The organism is Marinomonas pontica (assembly GCF_026191375.1).
GTDB lineage: Bacteria > Pseudomonadota > Gammaproteobacteria > Pseudomonadales > Marinomonadaceae > Marinomonas > Marinomonas pontica.
Genome location: NZ_JAODTL010000014.1, coordinates 23,749 through 44,380, shown reverse-complemented (window position 1 = coordinate 44,380; position 20,632 = coordinate 23,749). Strand labels below are relative to the sequence as shown.

At 44.6% G+C, this 20,632-nt stretch carries 18 protein-coding genes; 12 read left to right on the top strand and 6 right to left on the bottom strand.

What is annotated here, in order from left to right; all coding sequences use genetic code 11:
* Nucleotides 1-48: 48 nt before the first annotated feature.
* Nucleotides 49-1,305 carry a cytosine deaminase gene (codA, locus tag N5P32_RS02025; RefSeq protein ID WP_265727533.1) on the bottom strand — a complete coding sequence of 419 codons (1,257 nt, stop codon included), beginning with the start codon at nt 1,303-1,305 and terminating at the stop codon, nt 49-51.
* A gap of 304 nt (nt 1,306-1,609) precedes the next feature.
* Here codA and katG point away from each other — a divergent pair, with 304 nt between their 5' ends.
* From katG to iolG, 7 genes are all read left to right on the top strand, one after another.
* Nucleotides 1,610-3,808, top strand: a complete 2,199-nt coding sequence (katG, locus tag N5P32_RS02020; protein WP_265727532.1) for a catalase/peroxidase HPI — start codon at nt 1,610-1,612, stop codon at nt 3,806-3,808.
* 348 nt (nt 3,809-4,156) lie between these two features.
* The gene (locus N5P32_RS02015) at nt 4,157-6,037 is read left to right on the top strand and encodes a methyl-accepting chemotaxis protein (protein ID WP_265727531.1); all 1,881 of its coding nucleotides are present in this window, start codon (nt 4,157-4,159) and stop codon (nt 6,035-6,037) included.
* Between the two features lie 119 nt (nt 6,038-6,156).
* On the top strand, nt 6,157-6,642 hold the full coding sequence (locus N5P32_RS02010; RefSeq protein WP_265727530.1) for a DUF2127 domain-containing protein: 486 nt from the start codon (nt 6,157-6,159) through the stop codon (nt 6,640-6,642).
* A gap of 264 nt (nt 6,643-6,906) precedes the next feature.
* A complete protein-coding gene (locus N5P32_RS02005; RefSeq protein WP_322783808.1) occupies nt 6,907-7,746 on the top strand; it encodes a Gfo/Idh/MocA family protein in 840 nt (279 codons plus the stop codon).
* Nucleotides 7,736-8,092: a Gfo/Idh/MocA family oxidoreductase gene (locus N5P32_RS17900; RefSeq protein WP_322783807.1), complete on the top strand. Its 357-nt coding sequence runs from the start codon at nt 7,736-7,738 to the stop codon at nt 8,090-8,092. Before N5P32_RS02005 ends, N5P32_RS17900 begins: the two co-directional genes overlap by 11 nt.
* 53 nt (nt 8,093-8,145) lie before the next feature.
* The gene (gene iolB / locus N5P32_RS02000; protein WP_265727529.1) at nt 8,146-8,961 is read left to right on the top strand and encodes a 5-deoxy-glucuronate isomerase; all 816 of its coding nucleotides are present in this window, start codon (nt 8,146-8,148) and stop codon (nt 8,959-8,961) included.
* Between the two features lie 71 nt (nt 8,962-9,032).
* A complete protein-coding gene (iolG, locus tag N5P32_RS01995) occupies nt 9,033-10,031 on the top strand; it encodes an inositol 2-dehydrogenase (RefSeq protein ID WP_265727528.1) in 999 nt (332 codons plus the stop codon).
* A gap of 54 nt (nt 10,032-10,085) precedes the next feature.
* Here iolG and N5P32_RS01990 read toward each other — a convergent pair whose 3' ends face one another.
* Both N5P32_RS01990 and N5P32_RS01985 read right to left on the bottom strand, forming a co-directional pair.
* Nucleotides 10,086-10,499: an acyl-CoA thioesterase gene (locus N5P32_RS01990; protein ID WP_265727527.1), complete on the bottom strand. Its 414-nt coding sequence runs from the start codon at nt 10,497-10,499 to the stop codon at nt 10,086-10,088.
* 115 nt (nt 10,500-10,614) lie between these two features.
* Complete coding sequence (locus tag N5P32_RS01985) at nt 10,615-11,241, bottom strand: dual specificity protein phosphatase family protein (RefSeq protein ID WP_265727526.1); 627 nt, start codon at nt 11,239-11,241, stop codon at nt 10,615-10,617.
* 333 nt (nt 11,242-11,574) lie between these two features.
* Here N5P32_RS01985 and N5P32_RS01980 point away from each other — a divergent pair, with 333 nt between their 5' ends.
* The 5 genes from N5P32_RS01980 (at nt 11,575) to fucP (ending at nt 17,379) form a co-directional block, all read left to right on the top strand.
* Nucleotides 11,575-12,174, top strand: a complete 600-nt coding sequence (locus tag N5P32_RS01980) for a pentapeptide repeat-containing protein (RefSeq protein ID WP_265727525.1) — start codon at nt 11,575-11,577, stop codon at nt 12,172-12,174.
* A gap of 31 nt (nt 12,175-12,205) precedes the next feature.
* A complete protein-coding gene (locus N5P32_RS01975) occupies nt 12,206-12,745 on the top strand; it encodes a hydrolase (protein WP_265727524.1) in 540 nt (179 codons plus the stop codon).
* Nucleotides 12,746-12,928: 183 nt separating this feature from the next.
* Entirely contained in the window at nt 12,929-13,213 is a 285-nt protein-coding gene (locus N5P32_RS01970; protein WP_265727523.1) for a hypothetical protein, read from the top strand.
* A 96-nt stretch (nt 13,214-13,309) separates the two neighbouring features.
* A complete protein-coding gene (locus N5P32_RS01965; RefSeq protein WP_265727522.1) occupies nt 13,310-15,727 on the top strand; it encodes a zinc/cadmium/mercury/lead-transporting ATPase in 2,418 nt (805 codons plus the stop codon).
* Between the two features lie 347 nt (nt 15,728-16,074).
* A complete protein-coding gene (fucP, locus tag N5P32_RS01960) occupies nt 16,075-17,379 on the top strand; it encodes an L-fucose:H+ symporter permease (RefSeq protein ID WP_265727521.1) in 1,305 nt (434 codons plus the stop codon).
* A gap of 60 nt (nt 17,380-17,439) precedes the next feature.
* Here the strand turns inward: fucP and N5P32_RS01955 are convergent, their stop codons facing one another.
* Genes N5P32_RS01955 through N5P32_RS01945 form a run of 3 tightly spaced genes read right to left on the bottom strand, consistent with a single transcriptional unit; the run spans nt 17,440 to nt 20,588 of the window.
* Nucleotides 17,440-18,678 (bottom strand): MFS transporter, encoded by a 1,239-nt coding sequence (locus tag N5P32_RS01955; protein ID WP_265727520.1) that lies wholly within the window; start codon nt 18,676-18,678, stop codon nt 17,440-17,442.
* Between the two features lie 18 nt (nt 18,679-18,696).
* A complete protein-coding gene (locus N5P32_RS01950) occupies nt 18,697-19,533 on the bottom strand; it encodes an ABC transporter ATP-binding protein (RefSeq protein ID WP_265727519.1) in 837 nt (278 codons plus the stop codon).
* 2 nt (nt 19,534-19,535) lie between these two features.
* The gene (locus N5P32_RS01945) at nt 19,536-20,588 is read right to left on the bottom strand and encodes a FecCD family ABC transporter permease (protein ID WP_265727518.1); all 1,053 of its coding nucleotides are present in this window, start codon (nt 20,586-20,588) and stop codon (nt 19,536-19,538) included.
* Between the last annotated feature and the right edge of the window lie 44 nt (nt 20,589-20,632).

The window sequence follows — 20,632 nt, the reverse complement described above, 5'->3', positions numbered from 1 at the left end:
GATGGGCTCTGGTTTTATGAGGAGATCAATAAAGCCAGAGCCGATAGGTTATTCTGTGATTTGTGCGACCCAAGATGGAGTCAATACTCGAGAAGGCGCACGTTCCATAATGATGTTGCCATGTCGAACCGAGAGTAATACTTCACCTTGTTTACGCAAAACACTGTAGTCATCATGCCCCTCTAGTAATATAAAGTTGGCTGGATTACCGACTTCTATACCATAACCCTTCAAACACAGCGTTTTCGCACTGTTGTCTGTGATCATATCCAAGGCACGGGCGTAATCTTGATAGCCCATCATTTGGCAAATGTGCATAGCAAAATCGAGTGTGCGCAGCAGTTTGCCGTTACCCAGTGAGTACCAAGGATCGAAGATGGAATCTTGCCCTAAGCAAACATTGATGTCGGCGGCTCGTAGCTCTTTGACTCTGGTGACACCGCGGCGTTTCGGGTAGGTATCAAAACGTCCTTGTAAATGAATGCTTTCGGTCGGACAAGATATGAAGTTAATGCCGGAGTTTTTTAATAATCGAAACAGCTTTGAACAATAAGCGTTGTCATAAGAATGCATGGCGGTTGTATGGCTTGCGGTGACTTTCGAGCCCATATCATGGAATAGGGCTTCACAAGCTAAGAATTCTAGGAAGCGAGAATTTGGATCATCGATTTCATCACAATGCACATCAATCAAACGGTCGTATTTCTTGGCGAGTTCGATGATTAGCTTGACGGATTTCTCACCCAGTTCGCGGGTGTATTCAAAGTGGGGAATCCCGCCAACGACATCGGCACCTATTTCTAGGGCTTCTTCCATCAACTTTACGCCATTTGGATAGGACAGCATGCCATCTTGGGGGAAGGCCACTACTTGCAAGTCGATCTTGTCTTTCAGTTCATCGCGAAGCGCGCACAATGTTCGAACACCAATTAAAGTTGGGTCGGTTGTGTCTGCATGAGTACGAATCGCTTGTACGCCATTTTGTACAAGCAGCTCTATGGTCGATAATGCTCGACGTCGTATGTCGGCTTCGTTCAGCATCGGTTTGCGTTGCCTCCAGCGTTCGATGCCTTCGAAAAGAGTGCCGCTATGGTTCCATTCTGGCTCGCCCGCAGTTAGGGCAGCATCAAGATGAATGTGTGGTTCGACAAAAGGCGCACAGACTAGGTTTCCTGCCGCATCAATGGTTTCTTCTGATGCCGATAATGTGCCTTGTTGAAGGTCAATTTTACTGAACTGGCCTTGGTCAATATGGATAGAAAACAGTTCTGGGCGTTGGCGTAAACGGGCATTGATGATCAGCATAGCATTCTCACATCATAATAAACTGGACAAAGTTCTGTTATTTATAACACGACTGGTGTGTCTCGCCACCTTGGTTGTGCCTGGAGGCGCGGTCGCCAAACGTGACGTCGACCCTTTTCATTTTGCGCTTAGCTTGTAATTTCAAAATGAAGTTTCTACCTTTAGTAGGCAGTTTACGTTCTGCTTTTCAATCTTTGTCTATTGTCTTATTAGTTTTTATTTATTGGTTGGATAACTTATTTAAGTTTATAACTATAGCTACTCAAGAATAAGACGTTCTACACAATGAACAGGAGAAAAGGTTATGTCTAACGAAGGTAAGTGTCCTTTTAATCACGGTGCCGTTGGTGCGAATCAATCATCGGGTCGTGGAACAGCAAATAAAGACTGGTGGCCAAACCAGTTGAACTTAAACATTCTTCACCAACATTCCCCAAAATCAAATCCAATGGGCGAAGAGTTTGATTACGCTGAAGAATTTAAATCATTAGACCTTGAAGCGCTTCGTAAAGACTTGTATGCCTTAATGACAGACTCACAAGATTGGTGGCCAGCGGATTACGGTCATTACGGACCGTTTTTTATTCGTATGGCGTGGCACAGCGCGGGGACATATCGTACTGCGGACGGACGTGGCGGTGCGACGTCAGGCACTCAGCGTTTTGCGCCACTGAACAGCTGGCCTGATAACGTTAACTTGGACAAGGCTCGTCGCTTGCTTTGGCCAATCAAGCAAAAATATGGTCGTAAAATTTCATGGGCTGACTTGATGATCTTAACGGGTAACTGCGCATTAGAATCCATGGGGTTTAAAACCTTTGGTTTTGCAGGTGGTCGTGCGGATGTGTGGCAGCCAGAGGAAGACATTTATTGGGGAACAGAAACCACATGGTTGGACGACAATCGCTACAGCGGCGACCGTGATCTTGAAAACCCATTGGCTGCGGTTCAAATGGGCTTGATTTATGTGAACCCAGAAGGACCGGATGGCAAGCCTGATACATTGGCTTCTGCCCGTGACATTCGTGATACTTTCGGCCGTATGGCGATGAACGATGAAGAGACGGTGGCGTTGATTGCAGGCGGTCACACCTTTGGTAAAGCCCATGGTGCTGGTGATGCGGCTCAAGTTGGCGCAGACCCAGAAGCAGCAGGTATTGCAGAGCAAGGTTTTGGTTGGAGCAATAGCCAAGGTACCGGTAACGGTGCCGATACGATTTCCAGTGGTCTTGAAGGTGCGTGGACGAAGCGCCCCATTGCTTGGGACAACGGTTACTTTGAAAACTTGTTTGAATACGATTGGGAATTAACTAAGAGTCCTGCAGGCGCTTGGCAGTGGGTTCCTAAAGAGGACGCGGCTGCGGATTCGGTTCCAGACGCACACGATGCATCAAAACGTCATGCCCCAATCATGTTTACATCGGATTTGGCATTGCGTGATGATCCAATTTACGCGCTGATCTCTAGACGTTTTTACGAGAACCCTGACCAACTAGCGGACGCTTTTGCTCGTGCTTGGTACAAATTGACCCACCGTGACATGGGGCCTGTGGCTCGCTATCTTGGGCCTTTGGTGCCACAAGAAGAGTTGGTATGGCAAGACCCTGTTCCTGTTGCTAACTACGAAACCATTGATGATCAAGACATTATTGATTTGAAAGCGAAGATCCAAGGATCTGGTTTGAGGGTAGCGCAGCTTGTTTCTACCGCGTGGGCATCGGCATCCACATACCGCGGTTCGGACATGCGTGGTGGTGCAAACGGGGCGCGTATTCGTTTGGCTCCACAGAAAGATTGGGCCGTGAATCAGCCTGAGCAGCTTGCTAAGGTATTGGTGGTTTTAGAGGGAATCCAAGCGGAATTTAATAGTGCACATTCTGCGAAGCAGGTGTCCCTTGCTGACTTGATTGTTCTGGGTGGTTCAGTGGGTGTTGAGCAAGCTGCAAAAGCCGCTGGGCAGAACGTAACGGTGCCATTTACGGCCGGTCGTACCGATGCGTCTCAAGAACAAACAGACGTAGAGTCTTTTGCGTTTCTTGAGCCAGCGGCAGATGGTTTCCGTAACTATCTAAAAGGTAAATATACGGTGTCGTCAGAAGAGATGCTGGTAGACAGAGCGCAGCTATTAACACTGTCAGCACCAGAAATGACGGTCTTGTTAGGTGGTTTGCGAGTATTGAATGCCAATGTAGACCAATCTCAAGACGGTGTTTTAACGACGCAGCCGGAGACCTTGACCAATGACTTTTTTGTAAATTTATTGGACATGGGAACAAAATGGTTTGCGACGTCTGAAGAGGAAAACGTATTCCAAGGTCGTGATCGTACAACGGGTAAAATCAAATGGACAGCCACCCGTGCGGATCTCGTATTTGGTTCGAATTCTCAACTTCGCGCTATTGCAGAGGTGTATGCTTGCTCTGATTCACAAGAACGTTTTGTGAAAGACTTTATTGCAGCATGGACCAAAGTAATGGAGCTGGATCGTTTCGATCTCGCTTAATCTCCTAGTGTTACCAACACCCAACCCCGCTTCCGAAAGGAGTGCGGGGTTTTTTAATGGCCAATATAAAATATTGCATGCGATCTGTGATTTGAATGATTTAAATGGAACTTGATGACAATTTGGAAGGCGTTATTTTCAGCTATCTGATGACGGATAAAGAAAATAGGATAATAAGTGGCTTTGTGAGGAAAAATACCCGTTAAAAAGTGGCACTTTAGGATGAGTTAATATAAATTTACCAAAAATTACAAAAACTTATTGTCTTACTGACAAAAGCGCTTGCAGTATGAAATTTGTGCTATTTTTGTAGTGGTATTATCAACTCCTCAAAAGGGTCATTAAATAATGAAGGTATCCCATAAGGTCATCTTGTGCGCGTCTATTGTGGTTGTTTTTGCATTCTCCGTTTATTCGTGGTTGCAATACAGCGGTGTTAGAAATGCGCTGTTTGAAAAAACAACGACCAGTACTCAAGAAAGCAGTAAAGCACTGGCTTTACAGGTTAATAACTGGTTAAAAAATAAGATGGATCTTATTGAAGTTATCTCGCAAAAAGTGGATTCAGATTTTAATGCCGATACCATTCAAAAAGCGTTTGACCTTCCTATCTATAAGAAAGAATTTATCCTGTTGTTTGGTGGTCTGGAAACGGGTGGGCCTCGTTTTACCAATGACCCTAACTGGAATCCACCAGGTTGGGATGCGCGTAAGCGTCCTTGGTATGATTTAGGGAAAAAACACAAGCAAGCGGCTTTGACCGAACCCTATGTTTCGACAGAAGGCGATATCTTAATTTCTGTTATTGCTGATTTCTCTGACCATGGTGTTTTTAAAGGTGCGTTTGGTGGTGATTTAAGCCTTAAAACGGTATCTGATGCGGTTAACGCTTTGAATTTTAATAATACCGGCTATGCGTTTTTATTAAACAAAGCCGGAAAAATCATCAGTCATCCTAATGCTGATTTGAACGGTAAATCGGTATCGAATTTGTTCCAAGGTGGTGTGCCTGCGTTAAGCACCGACCTGGTTCAAAGACAATTAATGGACGGAACTTCCGTGTATGTGTCATTTAGCCCATTAACCGATTTATACGGCGCTGATTGGTACATTGGTGTGGTGTTAAATGAAGACAAACTGTTTGCTAGTACTCGCGAATTTGGTTGGGTAGCATTTATTGGTACATTGATTGCGGCTTTGTTGGTGTCGATTGTGCTGTTCTTTGTTGTGACGCATTTGTTATTGCCACTTCGCGCATTACATGAATCCTTAAAAGAGATTAATGGTGGTGAAGGTGATTTAACGAAGCGTCTTGAAATTACCACTAACGATGAATTTGGGCATGTGTCTGGTGAATTTAATCAGTTTATTGATTATCTTCAGAAACTGATCAGTGAAGTGAAGTCGCAATCTAAACATATTCGTGATAACACCGACAAAACGGCGGCGTCTTCGGTTGTTTCTTCAAAACAGCTGTATACGCAACTGAGTGAATTGGATCAATTGGCCACAGCCATGCACGAGATGTCTGCAACCGCACATGATGTAGCGGACAATGCTCAAACGGCTGCGAGCAGAGCGCATCAGGCCGATGTGGCGGCGAAAGAAGGTGAGCAAATTGTCGACCGAACCACTACATCGATTGCGCAGCTGACGGATCAAATGGGTGACGTCGTCACCACGATTAATGATTTGGTAGGTTACAGCGATAACATTGAATCGATTTTGACAGTCATCACTGACATTGCCGATCAGACGAACTTGCTGGCGCTTAACGCTGCGATTGAAGCCGCGCGAGCCGGTGAGCAGGGGCGTGGTTTTGCTGTGGTGGCGGACGAAGTGAGAACCTTGGCGTCTAAGACACAGGAGTCCACAGAGCAAATCAGCAAGATGATTCAGCAGCTTCAAACGGGAGTAAGAGGGGCTGAAAAAGCAATTCTTGAAAGCCGTGAAAACGCCAATGGAACACAGCGTATTGCTGATCAAGCGAAAAAATCCCTTGAAGCGATTCGTTTAAGCATCATTGAAATTAATGAAATGACGATTCAGATCGCAGCGGCTGCCGAAGAGCAGAGCGCCACATCCAATGAAATTAACCGTAATACCACGAACATTCGCGATATTAGCCAATCGGTTTCGGATGAAGCGCAAGGTCAATCTGTGTTGTGTGAAACCATGGTGGATATCACGGTTGAACAAGCCAAATCGTTGGACAAATTTAAAGTCTAACGCTTTTAATTCGTATTAAAAAAGGCAAGTTGAGCATTCGCTTAACTTGCCTTTTTTGTGAGCTTCCTATCGTCCATTAGCGCAAATACACCATCACTTTTCTGTCATCTGTGTTGTTTATGCTGTTTCTTTTAGCTGAAGTGGCGTTTATGAAGTATGAAGGTTTGCATGCGATTGCTGTTTTAGAAGGTGTAAAGGGCGTTTTGGCTCTGCTGGTGGCCGCCAGTGTGATCTTATTAACAGGAGAAGACCTCCATACTATCGTGCAGCAAGACGTCAATCTTGGGCCACTTTCTTTTTCACTTCACCATATTCGCACTGTGTTGTTATTTGTTGAAAAACTGATGCAAAACAACCTTATTTTAGTCGTGGTTATTGCATTGATGTACGCTTCTTTTCGCTTCGTGATGGCCTTTGGATTATGGCATAGGTTACGTTGGACGGAATGGTTTGCCTTTATTAGCGGTTCTCTTTACATCCCTTTTGAAATTTATGCTCTTTATCATCAGCTCAATGTGATTAATGTGTCTATTTTGTTGTTTAACCTTGCGATTGTCAGTTACTTATATTGGGTGCTAAGGCGTGGCCTAGGGTCTAAAGCTTAACCTATTGGAATGTATATTCTATGTCTTGTCGTTATTTTTACCCCATATCTAATTTATATAAAGTATTGTTTTATATTGTTTTATTTTATTCCCTTCAATCTCTGTCATCTTCTTCTCTGCACATGTTTGCGCCTATCAGAAAAAAACATCATTAATCTATTGAAAATAATGAAACATATATTCTATTATGTCTTATTATTAGAACAAAATAGAAAACCATACTTATTATAAGGCAAAGCGCTTTGAGTTTAGCGGCGTTAGTGCATGAAAAATATGAGGCAGGATAATGACAATAAAAAAATGCGGGTTGGCTTGGTTGGTTCAGGCTACATGGGGAAAGCTCATGCTATTGCCTATCGGAACGCAATGGCGGCATTTGCTATCCCACAGAACTTACTTCAATGTGACATGTTGGCAGATGCAACACCTGAATTAGCGCAAAGCAAAGCACTTGAGCTAGGGTTTAGCCGATCAACAGGGGATTGGAAGAGCTTAATTAATGATCCTGACATTGATGTTGTCGATATCTGCGCGCCAAATTTTTTACATAAAGAAATTGCATTGGCTGCAATCAGCGCAGGCAAATCTGTCTACAGTGAAAAGCCATTAGCACTCAATGCTAGCGATGCGAAAGAAATGACAGAAGCCGCAGAACGAGCAGGAGTGAAGACACTGGTAGGTTTTAATTACGTTAAGAACCCAACCATGCAATTTGCTAAGCAATTGATCGCTCGAGGTGATATTGGCGACGTAGTGCATTTTCGTGGTGTGTTTAATGAAGATTATCTTGCCGATGCTAATTTACCTTTTAGTTGGCGTTTGCAAAAGCAGTTCGCTGGAACTGGAGCGCTGAACGATTTAGCTTCTCATCTTGTTCAATTGGCGACACATCTGGTGGCGCCTATCACGTCACTGTGTGCGGATCTGAAAGTGGTGCATCAGCATCGTCCTTTGGCTCAAAACTCGGATGATTCGAATACGGGTGTTGGTGAGGTTGAAAACGACGATCAAGCTCATATGATGGTGCGTTTTGCCAACGGTGCTCAAGGTACATTAGAGGCATCACGCATTGCTTGGGGACGAAAAAAATGGTTTGTCATTTGAAATAACAGGCACCAAAGGGAGCTTAGTTTTCGATCAAGAAACCTTATCTGAGTTGTCTTTGTATGTCGCCGAAGGAAATCCACAGACACAAGGCTTTAAACGTATTCTGATAGGCCCAGAGCACCCAGATTACCAAGCATTTTGTGTATCAGCTGGGCATGGGTTGGGTTTCAATGATATGAAGGCCGTTGAAATTCGGGACTTATTCCAAGGTGTTGTGCATGACGCACCCTTGTGGCCAGATTTTAGAGCGGCAACACAGGTCAATATTATTCTGGACTGTGTGGTTGAGTCCCACGAAAAAGGAACATGGGTTGAAGTAGAGCAATATGATTCAAGATACTAATGTTTTCATTGGCTTGAAATGCTCACGATACAATAATAACGATTGAGGTTTGTATGTCACACTTGCTAAGTAAGAAACGCTCTCTGGACGGCACAACATTGACGCAACATGTCACACCACAAAGTGCGAATTGGCGCTATGTAGGTTTTGAAGCGCATCAAGTTAAAGCCGGTGAATCGGTACAGATTCAAACTGGAACTGATGAAGTATGTGCCGTGATTCTTTCTGGTAAAGCGAATGCAAGTACCAAAAGTGAAGAGTGGGAAAATATTGGTGATCGCATGAGTGTGTTCGATCAAAAAGCCCCTTATTCTGTCTATTCCCCAGCCCAAGATGAAATTCGCATTACCGCCCTTACCGATGTGGAAGTGGCATTTTGTAAGGCGCCAGGTAAGGGCGGTTTTCAAGCTAGGTTGATAACACCCGAGCAATGCCAATATGAAACTCGTGGTGTAGCGAGTAATACGCGTCATGTGTGCAATATTTTGTTTGGCAATGAACCCGCTGACAGTTTATTGGTGTGTGAAGTGATTACGCCAAGTGGCGGCTGGTCGAGCTATCCACCTCACAAGCACGATACTGATGCGGCGCCTGCGGAAACCCAATTAGAAGAAACCTATTACCATAAGATCGACCCGCCTCAAGGTTTTGCCTTTCAGAGAGTTTACACCGATGATCGCAGCATTGATGAAACCATGGCTGTGGAAGACGGTGATCTCGTCATGGTGCCAGAAGGTTATCATCCAGTTGGTGTGCCTCATGGTTACCAATCCTACTACCTGAATGTTATGGCAGGACCAAGTCGTAACTGGATTTTCCATAATGATCCGGATCATGAATGGATAATTGAACGAGATAAACAGCTCTAAACCTTAATAACTGTTGCGACGTTATGAGAGCAGTAGTCTTCTTGTATAAAAAATAACACTAAGGAATTATCATGTTGAATTTTGCTTTGTTTGGAGCGGGTCGAATCGGAAAAATGCACGCCCAAAATATTCAGGCGTTTGCTCAATCTAATTTAAAGTATGTATTTGATGTCTATGCGCCAGCGGCAGAAGCGGTAGCAAATGCAACGGGGGCAAAAGTTGTTTCTAGTGTGGATGAGGCGCTGGCAGACCCAGATGTTGATGCAGTATTAATTGCAACCAGCACTGATACCCATGTTGATCTTATCATTAAAGCCGCCAAAGCAGGCAAAGCCATTCTTTGTGAAAAGCCAATTGATTTGGATACAGCTACGGTAAACGCTTGCTTAGAAGAAATTAAAGATTGTCACGTGCCGATCCAAATTGGTTTTAATCGCCGTTATGATCCAAGTCATGCGGCAATAGCAAAAGCGGCGCAAGACGGAAGTATTGGCAAGTTAGAGCAGGTCATCATTACCAGCCGTGATCCTGGTATGGCGCCAGTGGAGTACCTTAAGTCATCCGGTGGTATTTTCCGCGACATGATTATTCATGATTTCGATATGGCGCGTTTTGTTTTGGGCGAAGAGATTGTTGAGCTGCAAGCTTTCGGCGGTGCTATGGTAGATGAAAAGATCACCGAAATTGGCGATGTAGACAGCGTCATGCTGATTATGAAAAGCCAATCTGGACGCTTGATTCACATTAACGGCTCGCGTCGCGCGATTTACGGTTATGACCAACGAGTGGAAGCGTTTGGCTCAGAAGGCATGGTGATTTCCAATAACCAAACGCCAACCTCTGTAACGCGTTTCACCAAAGATACGACGCAAGTAAAAGATCCACTTTATAACTTCTTTATTGATCGTTATGTGGATGCTTATAACTTGCAGCTAACGGCCTTTATTGAAAACGTTCTAGCGAAGAAACCTGTATCTCCAAGTTTCGAAGATGGGCGTCGTGCGCAAATGCTTGCAGATGCCGCACAGAAATCACTGGAAACAGGATTGAAAGTCACACTGGACTGGTAACAGCATCCGGAAGGTGTACAACAAAGGGAGGCATTTTGCCTCCTTTTTTATGCGTTATAAATTGCTAGTGATGGACTGTTGTACTTTTTCACGTAAATCATCCGGAAAAGGAATTGCGGCTTTTGCGGCCTTGGAAAAGCACACATAAGTAACATCCGCTTCTACAACAAGGTCATTGTTTTTCACGTTTATGATGGTTTGCTTCATGGTAATGCTGCGGTTGCCGATTTTAGTGTATCGAGTCTGAACTTCGAGCAGATCGCCAAAGTTGGCTTCGGACTTGAAGTTGATGTTGATATTCACCACAGGCCACACAAAGTCCTGCTGCATCCAGTCTTCTTGATCGAAAAATTCATCAAAAAAAGCCCAACGGCCTTCTTCAATGAATTCTAGGTAACGGGCGTTATTAACATGTTGAAAAAGATCTAGATGATAGCCTCGGACTTTAATTCTTGTTTTGTTGAGCATGGTATTTCCTTTCTAAAAAGCGCCTTTAAAAGCTCGAACACAAAAGGTTACGGCTCTTTATAAGGGAAACAAATAACAAAATCGCTCGACTTTGCTAACAACCTTTTCTACAGCGTCATGGTGTTCTACCAAAACCGGCTTGCCGTAAAGTTTTTTCCATTTCGGCTGCACGTTCCGCAAGCTGTATTAATGCGGGCTTTGGGGTCTCAAACCATTCGTCCGGGTGCAGTTCACGTTTTTCACGAATATGGGCAATGGCTGTCTCCAATGTTGGGTAGCGATCTGGGTATTCAAGATGCAAAAACAAAGCAACGATGGTTACGGATCGACTACGACCACCTCGGCAATTTACTAGTATGTTGCCTTTCTCGCGTACTTTATAAGAGGCTTTTTCGGGAAGTTCTTGATCCAATGCCGAACGCATCAAATGGTAGCCTGCTAATATCATGGCTTCTGGGTTGCCAGCGCCATCAATCAATCCAATTTTGAAATAGCGAACACGACCGGACCCATGTCTTAAAAGGTGCTCTGGTGTATTGGCTTCCTCGAAATGAACAAGATCAATGTCTAAATTGATCGCGCAATTTAAAACAACCTTTATATTGTGCTTTTCTAAGAGCTCGGCATCGGCAACGCCTTTTGATCCGCCAATATAAATATCAACCTCCCAACCTGGAATATTGCTTTCAATTAGGCTGATTGGTGGTCGTGGATAGCGTTTTTTGATTTTTTCGGAGGTCATGCCGCTCCCTTTTTTGATAGGCAAAGTGTCGTATAACGAGTGTGATTTTGAATTCTAAAGGCGCTCTAATAAAAAGACTCGCTAAAATTGTGTTCCACTCCATCGGGAATCAAACAATGAAACGGGAGCAATAGCAAATTGCTTGGTTTTTTTATCAAGTCATCTTGAGCAGAGTAAACACAGTGTAGACATTCGTAACCGTTAATAATGGCTGTGTTTGATGACAAAATCGTGACATAGAAGACGTGTCTTCAAGACGTTGTTGTGATCGGTTTAGATTGAGCCACTTTGGTTCTCTTGATACTTTAGTCTTCTTAAGACTGGGAGAATATCATGGAAAATGTATTGCCGAACGATGCGGCATATTATGGAGTCACCTTCACTGATTTGTCTATGGAACAAGATAGCATCAGTCGTAGGACGTTTGAGTCGTGTGTGTTTGAGTCCTGTGATTTCACCGAGGCGTTTTTTGATGGCTGCACTTTTAAGGATTGCCAGTTTCGTAAGTGCAAGTTGACCGCGGTGAATGTGCGAAACTCGTCGTTTTCAGAGGTGCAGTTTTATGAATCAAAAGTGTTGGGTGTTGATTGGACAAAAGCCTATTGGCGAGGTTTGCAACTTGGCGCACCGTTATTTTTTAAAGAATGTCTGCTTAATGCTTCGTCGTTTTATGGTTTGAAATTGTCAGGTATCGTGATTGAAGATTGCCGAGCGCACGATGTGGATTTTCGAGAAGCGACGATTTCCCGAGGGCGTTTTACGGGAACCGATTTAACCAATAGTTTGTTTGTGAATACTAATTTAACAGGCGCAGATTTTAATGGCGCGACCAACTACGATATTGATGTGAAGAAAAATACCATTAAAAACGCCATCTTTTGTCGATATGAAGCGGTAAGTTTGCTGACCTCCCTTGGTATTAAACTGGTTTAAAGCAACGGATAAAAATAAAAAAGGAAATAGCATGTTGAGAAAAGACAAAACCGGTTTGGTGGTGATCGACGTTCAAGGAAAGCTAGCGACGATTGTTCACGACAGCGAGGCGTTTATTGCCAATTTGGTTAAATTAGTAAAAGCCGCCAAGCTATTGGGAATGCCGATTCTTTGGTTGGAACAAAACCCAGAAAAACTGGGGGCAACCGTGTCAGAGTTACGTGAGGTTTTGGATACCGTTAAGCCAATAGCTAAGTATTCTTTTAGTGCCTGTGGTGAACCTGATTTCATCGATGCGGTTAAAAAGGCCAAGATGAATTCGTGGCTGATTACCGGCATCGAAACGCATATTTGTGTGTATCAAACGGCGCTAGGTTTGCTAGATCTGGGTTATGACGTGGAGTTGGTGAGTGATTGTGTGTCCTCACGAACGATAGAAAACAAAGTCATGGCACTCGACAAATTGGCACGCAAAGGTGCAGAAGTGACTAGCTTGGAAATGTGCTTGTTTGAATTGATTGGTGATTGTCGAGCAGACGAGTTTAGAGCGGCGCTTAGTTTAATTAAGTGATTTACCCTCCCAACCTCCCCTTGGCAGGGGGGAGTTTAGAGATTTTTATTCTCTCCCCTTGTGTCTTTGAAGGGGCTAGGGTGGGGTATTTTGTGTTTAATTTACCTTGATTGGTCTGCTTTGTGGTTTAATCCAGCAATAGTTTTTCTTGATACTCAATACCTTTCCCTCTAGGCAGGCAGCATGAACATAGATAAATCGAAAAAGCGTATCGCGAAGAAAGTCAAAATGGGTTTCAAAGGTTATCCGCAGCTTTCCATCGCGTACTTTGGCGAAACAGCAGAAATCGCCACAGAGGTGATTGTGACGTTTACCGCTGAAGAAGGCGCAGAGCCACAAGATCAGCGTTTTGCTGGCCAAAGTGATGTACGCGAAGATGAAGTGATTCAATCCGCCTTGGTGAAGATCATGGAGCGTACCGATGCCAAAACGGTATTAGAAGTAGAAGGTGTTGCCATTAAGGGCTAAGGTTTTTTATTTTTAAGAAATAGGAAACGGATGCTTGACCTTGGAGTATGATCCAAGGTCTACACTCTTGTTATATATTCATAACAGGAGAGTTGTATGCATCATTCATCAGGTCACCATAAAGAAAATTGCCAATCTCATTCTTCATGTCAGTGTCATCAAGCAAAAGACCATTCATCACACACACATCAAGAAACGAGCAGTTCTTGTTGCTCGACATCGAGTGAGGTTTCCTCTTGCTGCGCAAGCGACGACAGCGGCAAGAAAGAAAGTACTTGCTGTTCTTCCGATGACGAAGGCGACGCCAGTTGCTGTGTGCCCGCTGATGCAAATGACGATGCCTCTTTAGCCCAAGCAACCGATAATCAGAATTATAGTTGGCGAGTTAGCGGAATGGATTGCGCCAGTTGTGCGCGTTCCATTGAGAAGGCGGTTACTTCTGTTGAAGGTGTAATAAGTGCCAATGTGGTTTTCTCTACCGAAAAATTACGTGTTTCGGCCAATACTGATGTATCTGACAAAATCCAAGCAGCCGTAAAAGGCATTGGTTTTAGTTTGGCTTCTTTGGATAAAAGTGCTTTTAAGCAAGGTTCGAATCAAACCAATTCTGCTCAAACTATTTCAAATCAAAGCACGACCTCATGGTTTTCTCGTCAGTCGTTAAGTGAGTACGGCCCGATTGTCGGGTTGGCTGTACTGATGCTATTCAGCTGGGGAATAACACAATTTAATCCTGTGTTTGGCGAAACGGCGTTTATTGTCACTACTTTGGTTGGCTTGGTGCCCATCGTGAAAAAATCATGGCGTATGATGCGCAGCGGTTCGCCGTTTGCCATTGAAACCTTAATGAGTGTCGCAGCCGTTGGTGCGTTATTTATTGGCGCCACAGCAGAAGCCGCTATGGTGCTGTTGCTCTTTATGATTGGCGAGTGTTTGGAATCCTTTGCAGCAAATCGCGCACGCAAAGGTGTCAGCGCGTTAATGGCGTTATTGCCAGAAGAAGCCTTGATTATCAAAAAGGGTGAACGTCAAAAAATTGCGATTGCGGATTTGCGTCCAGGGGATGAAATTGAGGTGTCGCCGGGTGAGCGCTTACCTGCGGATGCGGAACTCTTGTCCGAAATGGCAAGCTTTGATGAAAGCGCGTTGACTGGGGAATCTGTTCCTGTTGAGCGTTCGTCTGGTGAAAAAGTTCCCGCTGGCAGCTTGCTGGCGGATCGGGTGGTGCGACTCAAAGTCGTGTCGCAACCCGGTAATAACGCCATAGATCGAATTTTACACCTGATTGAAGAAGCGGAAGAACGCAGAGCACCGCTTGAGCGTTTCTTAGATAAATTCAGCCGTATTTATACGCCAGTGATTATGCTGATTTCTGTCTTGGTGATCTTGATTCCGCCTCTGGCTTTCGCTCAACCTTGGGATACGTGGATTTATCGTGGTTTAGCCTTGTTGTTGATTGGTTGTCCTTGTGCCTTGGTTATTTCGACGCCAGCGGCGATTACGTCTGGTTTGGCGGCGGCGACTCGTCGTGGTGCTTTGATTAAAGGCGGATTAGCGTTAGAGCAACTGGGTCGAATCAAAACCATCGCCTTTGATAAAACGGGCACACTCACGGAAGGTAAGCCAAGCGTGATGGATGTGGTGCCTTTTAATAATGCAAATGTGAGTGATGTATTGTCGGCCGCAGCGTCGGTTGAAATGGGTTCCCATCATCCATTGGCTAAGGCTATTGTGGATTACACCGAGCATCAAGGTGTTGCTCTCGTTCATGCTGATAATCGCAAGACCTTGGCGGGTGTTGGTGTAGAAGGGGATTTTGAAGGTAGAAAAATCAAAATCAGCTCACCAAGTAAGTTAGAGCAAGCGTTAGATGATTCTATTCAACAGCAAGTTATTGGCTTGGAAGAAGAGGGTAAAACGGTCGTTGTTGTACTTGAAGATGGCGAACTTTCTGGCTTGATCGCGTTGCGGGATAGATTACGCGATGACGCTAAAGCCGCGCTTAAAGACTTAGCCGATTTGGGTATTAATGGTGTGATGTTAACCGGTGATAATGCCCGTGCCGCTGCGGCCATTGCTGCCGAATTGAACATAGATTATCGAGCGGATTTATTACCAGAAGACAAAGTTACGGCGGTCACTGAATTGAATCAACAGCAGGTGACAGCCATGGTGGGCGATGGTATTAATGACGCTCCAGCGATGAAAGCATCTACCATAGGCATTGCGATGGGAAGCGGCACAGATGTCGCCTTAGAAACGGCAGATGCGGCATTGACGCATAATCGCTTGCGAGGCTTGGCAGAGATGATTCGTTTGTCTCGTGCGACCAATGCTAATATTCGTCAGAATATCACCATAGCTTTAGGCCTGAAGGCGGTGTTTTTGGTCACTACGTTACTGGGTATAACTGGGTTGTGGCTTGCCGTATTAGCGGACTCTGGCGCGACTGCTTTGGTCACAGCAAATGCTTTGCGGTTATTGCGAAATACCCCGACAAATAAAAACAATTAGCAAATATTACAGTGACTTAGGGGGATTAAAATGAACCCTAAGTCATGAATATTTCATTTATGTTAATGAAATGGGTAAGAAAAGATTAATCCACTTACAAAGTACTAAGTTTTGTTCTGCAAGCGCATTTTTATAGAAAGTTGGTGGTAGGATTTCGCACCTTGTGTTTGATGTTGGTCGTGGAAAGGGCGCTATTGCAGGTTTTAAACCAAGCAAAATAATGCCCAAACTGCGGTTAGCCTATATCAATGTCTGATGATGACGAGGTGTTTTGGTCTGTCTATTCGAGAATAGGTAGTCAGCACGTCTTATCATCCAACTATAAAATAATAGATGTTGTTTGCTTTATGAAAAATCAAAATACAGCTCCTGAAAATTCCCTTTCTGCTCCGTTCGTTTATCCGAACATGAAAATCGCGTTTATTTTATTGATTACCTGTTTCGCTGCATGGGGCGTCGCTGCCAACATGACCGATCCATTGGTAAAAGTGTTTAGTAAAATCTTTACTATGAGCACCTTTGAATCCGCTTTAGTACAGTTCGCTTATTACGGCGCGTATTTCTGCTTGGCGATTCCTGCCGCGTTTATCAATGCTCGTTACTCTTATAAAGCGGGCGTGTTGACGGGATTAGGCTTGGCGATTTTAGGGGCCTTGGCGTTTTATCCTGCCAGTGTTTCGATGACGTATGGTTTCTTTTTGGCCGCTTTGTTTATTTTGGCAGCGGGCCTGTCTATTTTAGAAACCTCGGCGAACCCGTTTGTGATGATCATGGGGCCAGAAGGCAGCGCAGCGCGTCGCTTGAACTTGGCTCAGGCGTTTAACCCTGTGGGCACCAATATTGGAGTATTCCTTGCCGCGACTTTGATTCTTCCTAACTTAAACACGGCAACGGCTGAAGAAAGAGCCAACATGGCACCAGAAATGTTGCTTAGCATTCGTGCGGATGAATTAAACAGCGTGATGACGCCTTATGTCGGCATGGCGTTTGTGCTGATGATCATCTGGGCGCTTATCTATTTTATGCGAGTGCCGAAATCGGCTAATAAGGTCAATGTTGATGAAGTTCAAACCATTGATTTTATGGCGACATTGGGTCGATTGATCCGCAGAAAACAATACCGTTGGGGTGTGGTTGCACAGTTCTTTAACGTGGCAGCGCAAACCTGTACTTGGACATTTACCATTCAATATGTGCAAGAAACACTTGGCGGTACGGAAGCCAGTGCGTCTGATTATTTACAGTACAGTTTGATTATTTTCTTGGTATCGCGCTTTGTGATGACTTGGTTGATGGGCTTTTTCCGTCCCGCTGTGTTGTTAAGTATTTTGGCTTTATTAGGCACGGTTTTGTGTTTTTACGCTGTGATGGTGCCAGATGTAACCGGTGTGTGGGCGATTGTGTCTATTTCGGCGTGTTTGTCTTTGATGTTCCCAACGATTTACAGTATCGCGTTAGATGGACTTGGAAGTGATACGAAATTTGGCTCGGCGGGTTTGGTTATGGCGATCTTGGGTGGCGCGGTTATGCCATTAATCCAAGGGGCAACGATTGATGAATACGGCGCTATCGCGTCATATTTAGTGCCTGCAGTTTGTTTCTTAGTGGTGGCCGCTTACGGTATGTTTTCGGTGAAAAATACAACTGTTTAATAACGGATTGAATGGGTAAGACAAAGCCTCGCGAATGCGGGGCTTTTTTGTAATCTGGGGTTATTGTGGACGTGCGATGCTTGTTTTCTTTGAATGTTCTGTCACTTGGAGAAACAGCAATGTTCCTGATACCGCGCCAACGCTTGCTAGCCCTATCCACACCCAAAAGTGGGGAAGTTGGCTTGAAGATAACAGCCAGCCGGTGCTTATGTTGCCAGTAAAAGCATAGAGGCCGCCAATACACGAATACAATCCATAGTGGCTTCCTAGCTCTTTCGCGGAGCAGAATTTAGGTACATACGCGCCCAGTAGCGGAAAAACCAACATGGATCCGACACTAAAAAAGAGCCCGCAGAGAATAAATGGCAAGGCTGGTAACCAAGACAAGCTAAGGTTTAGCCACAAATAACTGGATCCCATGATGGTCATCCCTAGCCACATTCCTCGCGCTGTACCTAGGCGTGCTTCTACAAAGCGACTGACAGGCATTTGCATAAGAACGCCCGTAATAGAGGAAGTCGCAAAGACCCAAGTGATGATGCTGATATCTTGAGTGACAACACGAATTTCATGAGGTACTGCTATGTAGAGTTGGTGGAACAACAGGTGATAAACAGAAGAGCACAACACAAATTGCATAAATGCTTTGTGTGTGAGCATTTGTCCCCATTGTTTCCAAAATCGAGAATGCGTGTGTGTTGTGTTCTGTTGTGACGCCAGTTCAGGAAGGAAACGCCACTGAATAATAAGCAATAAGGTAAATAAGCCCGCAGAAACGACACCGACTAGAGCGAAATCCACGTAAAGCAGAGACAATCCAAGCAATGGGCCAAGTAACATGCCCGCTTCTGATGTCAGGCTTTGCAATGCAAAGACTTTGTCTCGTGATTTTTGCTCTGGGTATTCAGACGCCAAATACGCTTGGCTACTCGGTGTAAAAAGAGCTCCGGCAAAGCCAGAAAAGAAGGCCCCTAGCATTAAAATAGGAACAGTTTGACCAAGGCCCAAGAGCGTAAAGCCGAGTATTCGAACAGCGCACCCTAAAAGAATAAGGCGCTTATAACCGAGCCTGTCCCCCAATGTTCCACCAACCAAAAACATGCCTTGTTGACTTAAGACGCGTAAGCCGATGATGACACCAACATACCAACCGCTAATGCCCAAATTATGTTGCAAATGATCCGCAAGATAGGGAAGCAGCATGAAAAAGCCGAGGTTGAACGTAAAGCCATTGATGACCAATACTCGCCCAGCAGGGGAGAGTATTTGCCAATCTCTTAAAAAATGTTTGGATAGCATGTTAAGAAGGTGTCAACCTTAAATCAGGAATTCAGCAGTCGGATTGAATACGCGTTGTTTTGTATTTTCAACGTGAGTTGATGTTGTCGTGTGGCGTCTGATGGTGCGAACAAATGGCACTCCTGACGCGTCTTTGGTTACGTCGGCATCAACATTGTACACGGCTTTTACCAAAGCAGGGTTGAGTATGTCACTTGGATGGCCACTTGCGATCAGTTGGCCATCTTTTAGCACTAGCAAATTGTCGGCGTATTGGGCTGCTAGATTGAGATCGTGAAGTACCATGACGGTAATCCAATCCTGTTGTTTGGTCTGCGTGTCTAGATGGTCCAGAAGGACATGCTGGAAGTGCAAATCCAACGCACTCACAGGTTCATCAAGCATGAGTATTTTGGGTTTGCGCATTAGTGCTTGTGCGAATAAGATCATTTGGCATTGACCTCCACTGAGCTTGTTTACATCGCGGTTAGCAAGATGCAGTAACCCAATTTTATCAAGCGCAGTTAAAGCTTCCTCAATCACGGTGTCATCTAAGCGAAATCCCAGTGTATTTAGTTGCCCTAGCAAGACCACTTCCAGAACGCTAAGCTCAACATCTAAGCGAATATCTTGTGGCATGTAGCCAAACTGCTTGCGCCATTGTGATAACTGTTTGCGTTGAAGTGTTTGGTTAGCGAAAGATATCTCCCCTGATTTTGCCTGAATATCGCCGAACAAGGTTTTTAATAACGTACTTTTTCCTGTGCCGTTCGGGCCAATAATGACATTAACCTTACCCGGCTCTAAGGTAAAAGACATGTTCTTAGCCAACACTAGTTCGTCTAAAACCACATTCAGATGGGTGACTTGCAACATAATTAACGCCTTTTACCTAAAATCAACCAAAAGAAGAAAGGCACGCCAATGATGGCTGTGACAATACCGATCGGGAAGAGCGCACCAGGAACAATTACCTTGGATAACACCGACGCACTAGATAATAAAAATGCGCCAATAATGAACGACAACGGTAAGAAAAAGCGCTGATCTTCACCAACTAACATTTTTGCAATGTTGGGTGCCACAATGCCGACAAAACCAATGATACCCACAAAACTTGTCACTGTTGCTGTCATTATGGCCACAATTAATAAGGTACGAAGTCTAAGTTGGGTGATGTTAACGCCAAGGCTTTTGGCTCTTTCTTCGCCTAACCTGAGTGCTGTGAGCTTCCACGCATCGCGAATCAAAAAAGCCATGCATACGACGGTTACGCTGATGATAATTATCAGGTTGGTCCATGATGCTTTCGACAGGCTGCCAAATAACCAAAATAAAATTTGTTGGCTCAGTTCAGGGGATGACACAAATTGTACAAGGGATAGCAATGACTGGAAAAGGAACAATAACGCAATGCCTGCCAATATCAGCTGGCCCGAACTGATGTGCCTCATGGTTGCCAATGCGAATAGAAATGTCGCCGCCAGCATACAACACACAAAAGCCCCGAGAGGTACTGCAATGTTGGTGTCTATACCTAGCGAGCCAAAGTACAGCATTAATGCTGCTCCGAACCCGGCGGCGGCAGCCATTCCTAGAGTATAAGGACTTGCCATAGAATTGTTTAATAGCGTCTGCATTTCTGCGCCGCCCACACCTAATACACCACCTACTACCACGGCCATTATCGCGATGGGTAGCCTTAAGCTGGCAACAATTACTTTGGTTGTTGGATCCACCTCGACAGGAAAGCCAATTAGATTCAGTAAGGCATTAGCAACGTTTTTTACGTTGAGCAAAGAAGGGCCTGTTGCCACGTCTAAAATGAAGGAACATACAAGAATGATAAGCAAGATGCCAATAACTGACCAACGACGTTTTTCACTGCGACGTTGGCTCGAAACGGCATCAGAAATTAAGTTTGACTGCATAAGTATGGTTTCATCAACGCTAAGTGATGAATATTACTCCGTTG

Coding starts and splice junctions, on each gene's coding strand:
- N5P32_RS02010 (WP_265727530.1), top strand. CDS start 6,157: ATGCTGTTTCTTTTAGCTGAAGTGGCGTTTATGAAGTATGAAGGTTTG.
- N5P32_RS02015 (WP_265727531.1), top strand. CDS start 4,157: ATGAAGGTATCCCATAAGGTCATCTTGTGCGCGTCTATTGTGGTTGTT.
- codA (WP_265727533.1), bottom strand. CDS start 1,305: ATGCTGATCATCAATGCCCGTTTACGCCAACGCCCAGAACTGTTTTCT.
- N5P32_RS01965 (WP_265727522.1), top strand. CDS start 13,310: ATGCATCATTCATCAGGTCACCATAAAGAAAATTGCCAATCTCATTCT.
- N5P32_RS01985 (WP_265727526.1), bottom strand. CDS start 11,241: ATGACCTCCGAAAAAATCAAAAAACGCTATCCACGACCACCAATCAGC.
- N5P32_RS01955 (WP_265727520.1), bottom strand. CDS start 18,678: ATGCTATCCAAACATTTTTTAAGAGATTGGCAAATACTCTCCCCTGCT.
- N5P32_RS02005 (WP_322783808.1), top strand. CDS start 6,907: ATGAAAAATATGAGGCAGGATAATGACAATAAAAAAATGCGGGTTGGC.
- fucP (WP_265727521.1), top strand. CDS start 16,075: ATGAAAAATCAAAATACAGCTCCTGAAAATTCCCTTTCTGCTCCGTTC.
- N5P32_RS01975 (WP_265727524.1), top strand. CDS start 12,206: ATGTTGAGAAAAGACAAAACCGGTTTGGTGGTGATCGACGTTCAAGGA.
- N5P32_RS01970 (WP_265727523.1), top strand. CDS start 12,929: ATGAACATAGATAAATCGAAAAAGCGTATCGCGAAGAAAGTCAAAATG.
- N5P32_RS01980 (WP_265727525.1), top strand. CDS start 11,575: ATGGAAAATGTATTGCCGAACGATGCGGCATATTATGGAGTCACCTTC.
- katG (WP_265727532.1), top strand. CDS start 1,610: ATGTCTAACGAAGGTAAGTGTCCTTTTAATCACGGTGCCGTTGGTGCG.
- N5P32_RS01990 (WP_265727527.1), bottom strand. CDS start 10,499: ATGCTCAACAAAACAAGAATTAAAGTCCGAGGCTATCATCTAGATCTT.
- N5P32_RS01945 (WP_265727518.1), bottom strand. CDS start 20,588: ATGCAGTCAAACTTAATTTCTGATGCCGTTTCGAGCCAACGTCGCAGT.
- N5P32_RS01950 (WP_265727519.1), bottom strand. CDS start 19,533: ATGTTGCAAGTCACCCATCTGAATGTGGTTTTAGACGAACTAGTGTTG.
- iolB (WP_265727529.1), top strand. CDS start 8,146: ATGTCACACTTGCTAAGTAAGAAACGCTCTCTGGACGGCACAACATTG.
- iolG (WP_265727528.1), top strand. CDS start 9,033: ATGTTGAATTTTGCTTTGTTTGGAGCGGGTCGAATCGGAAAAATGCAC.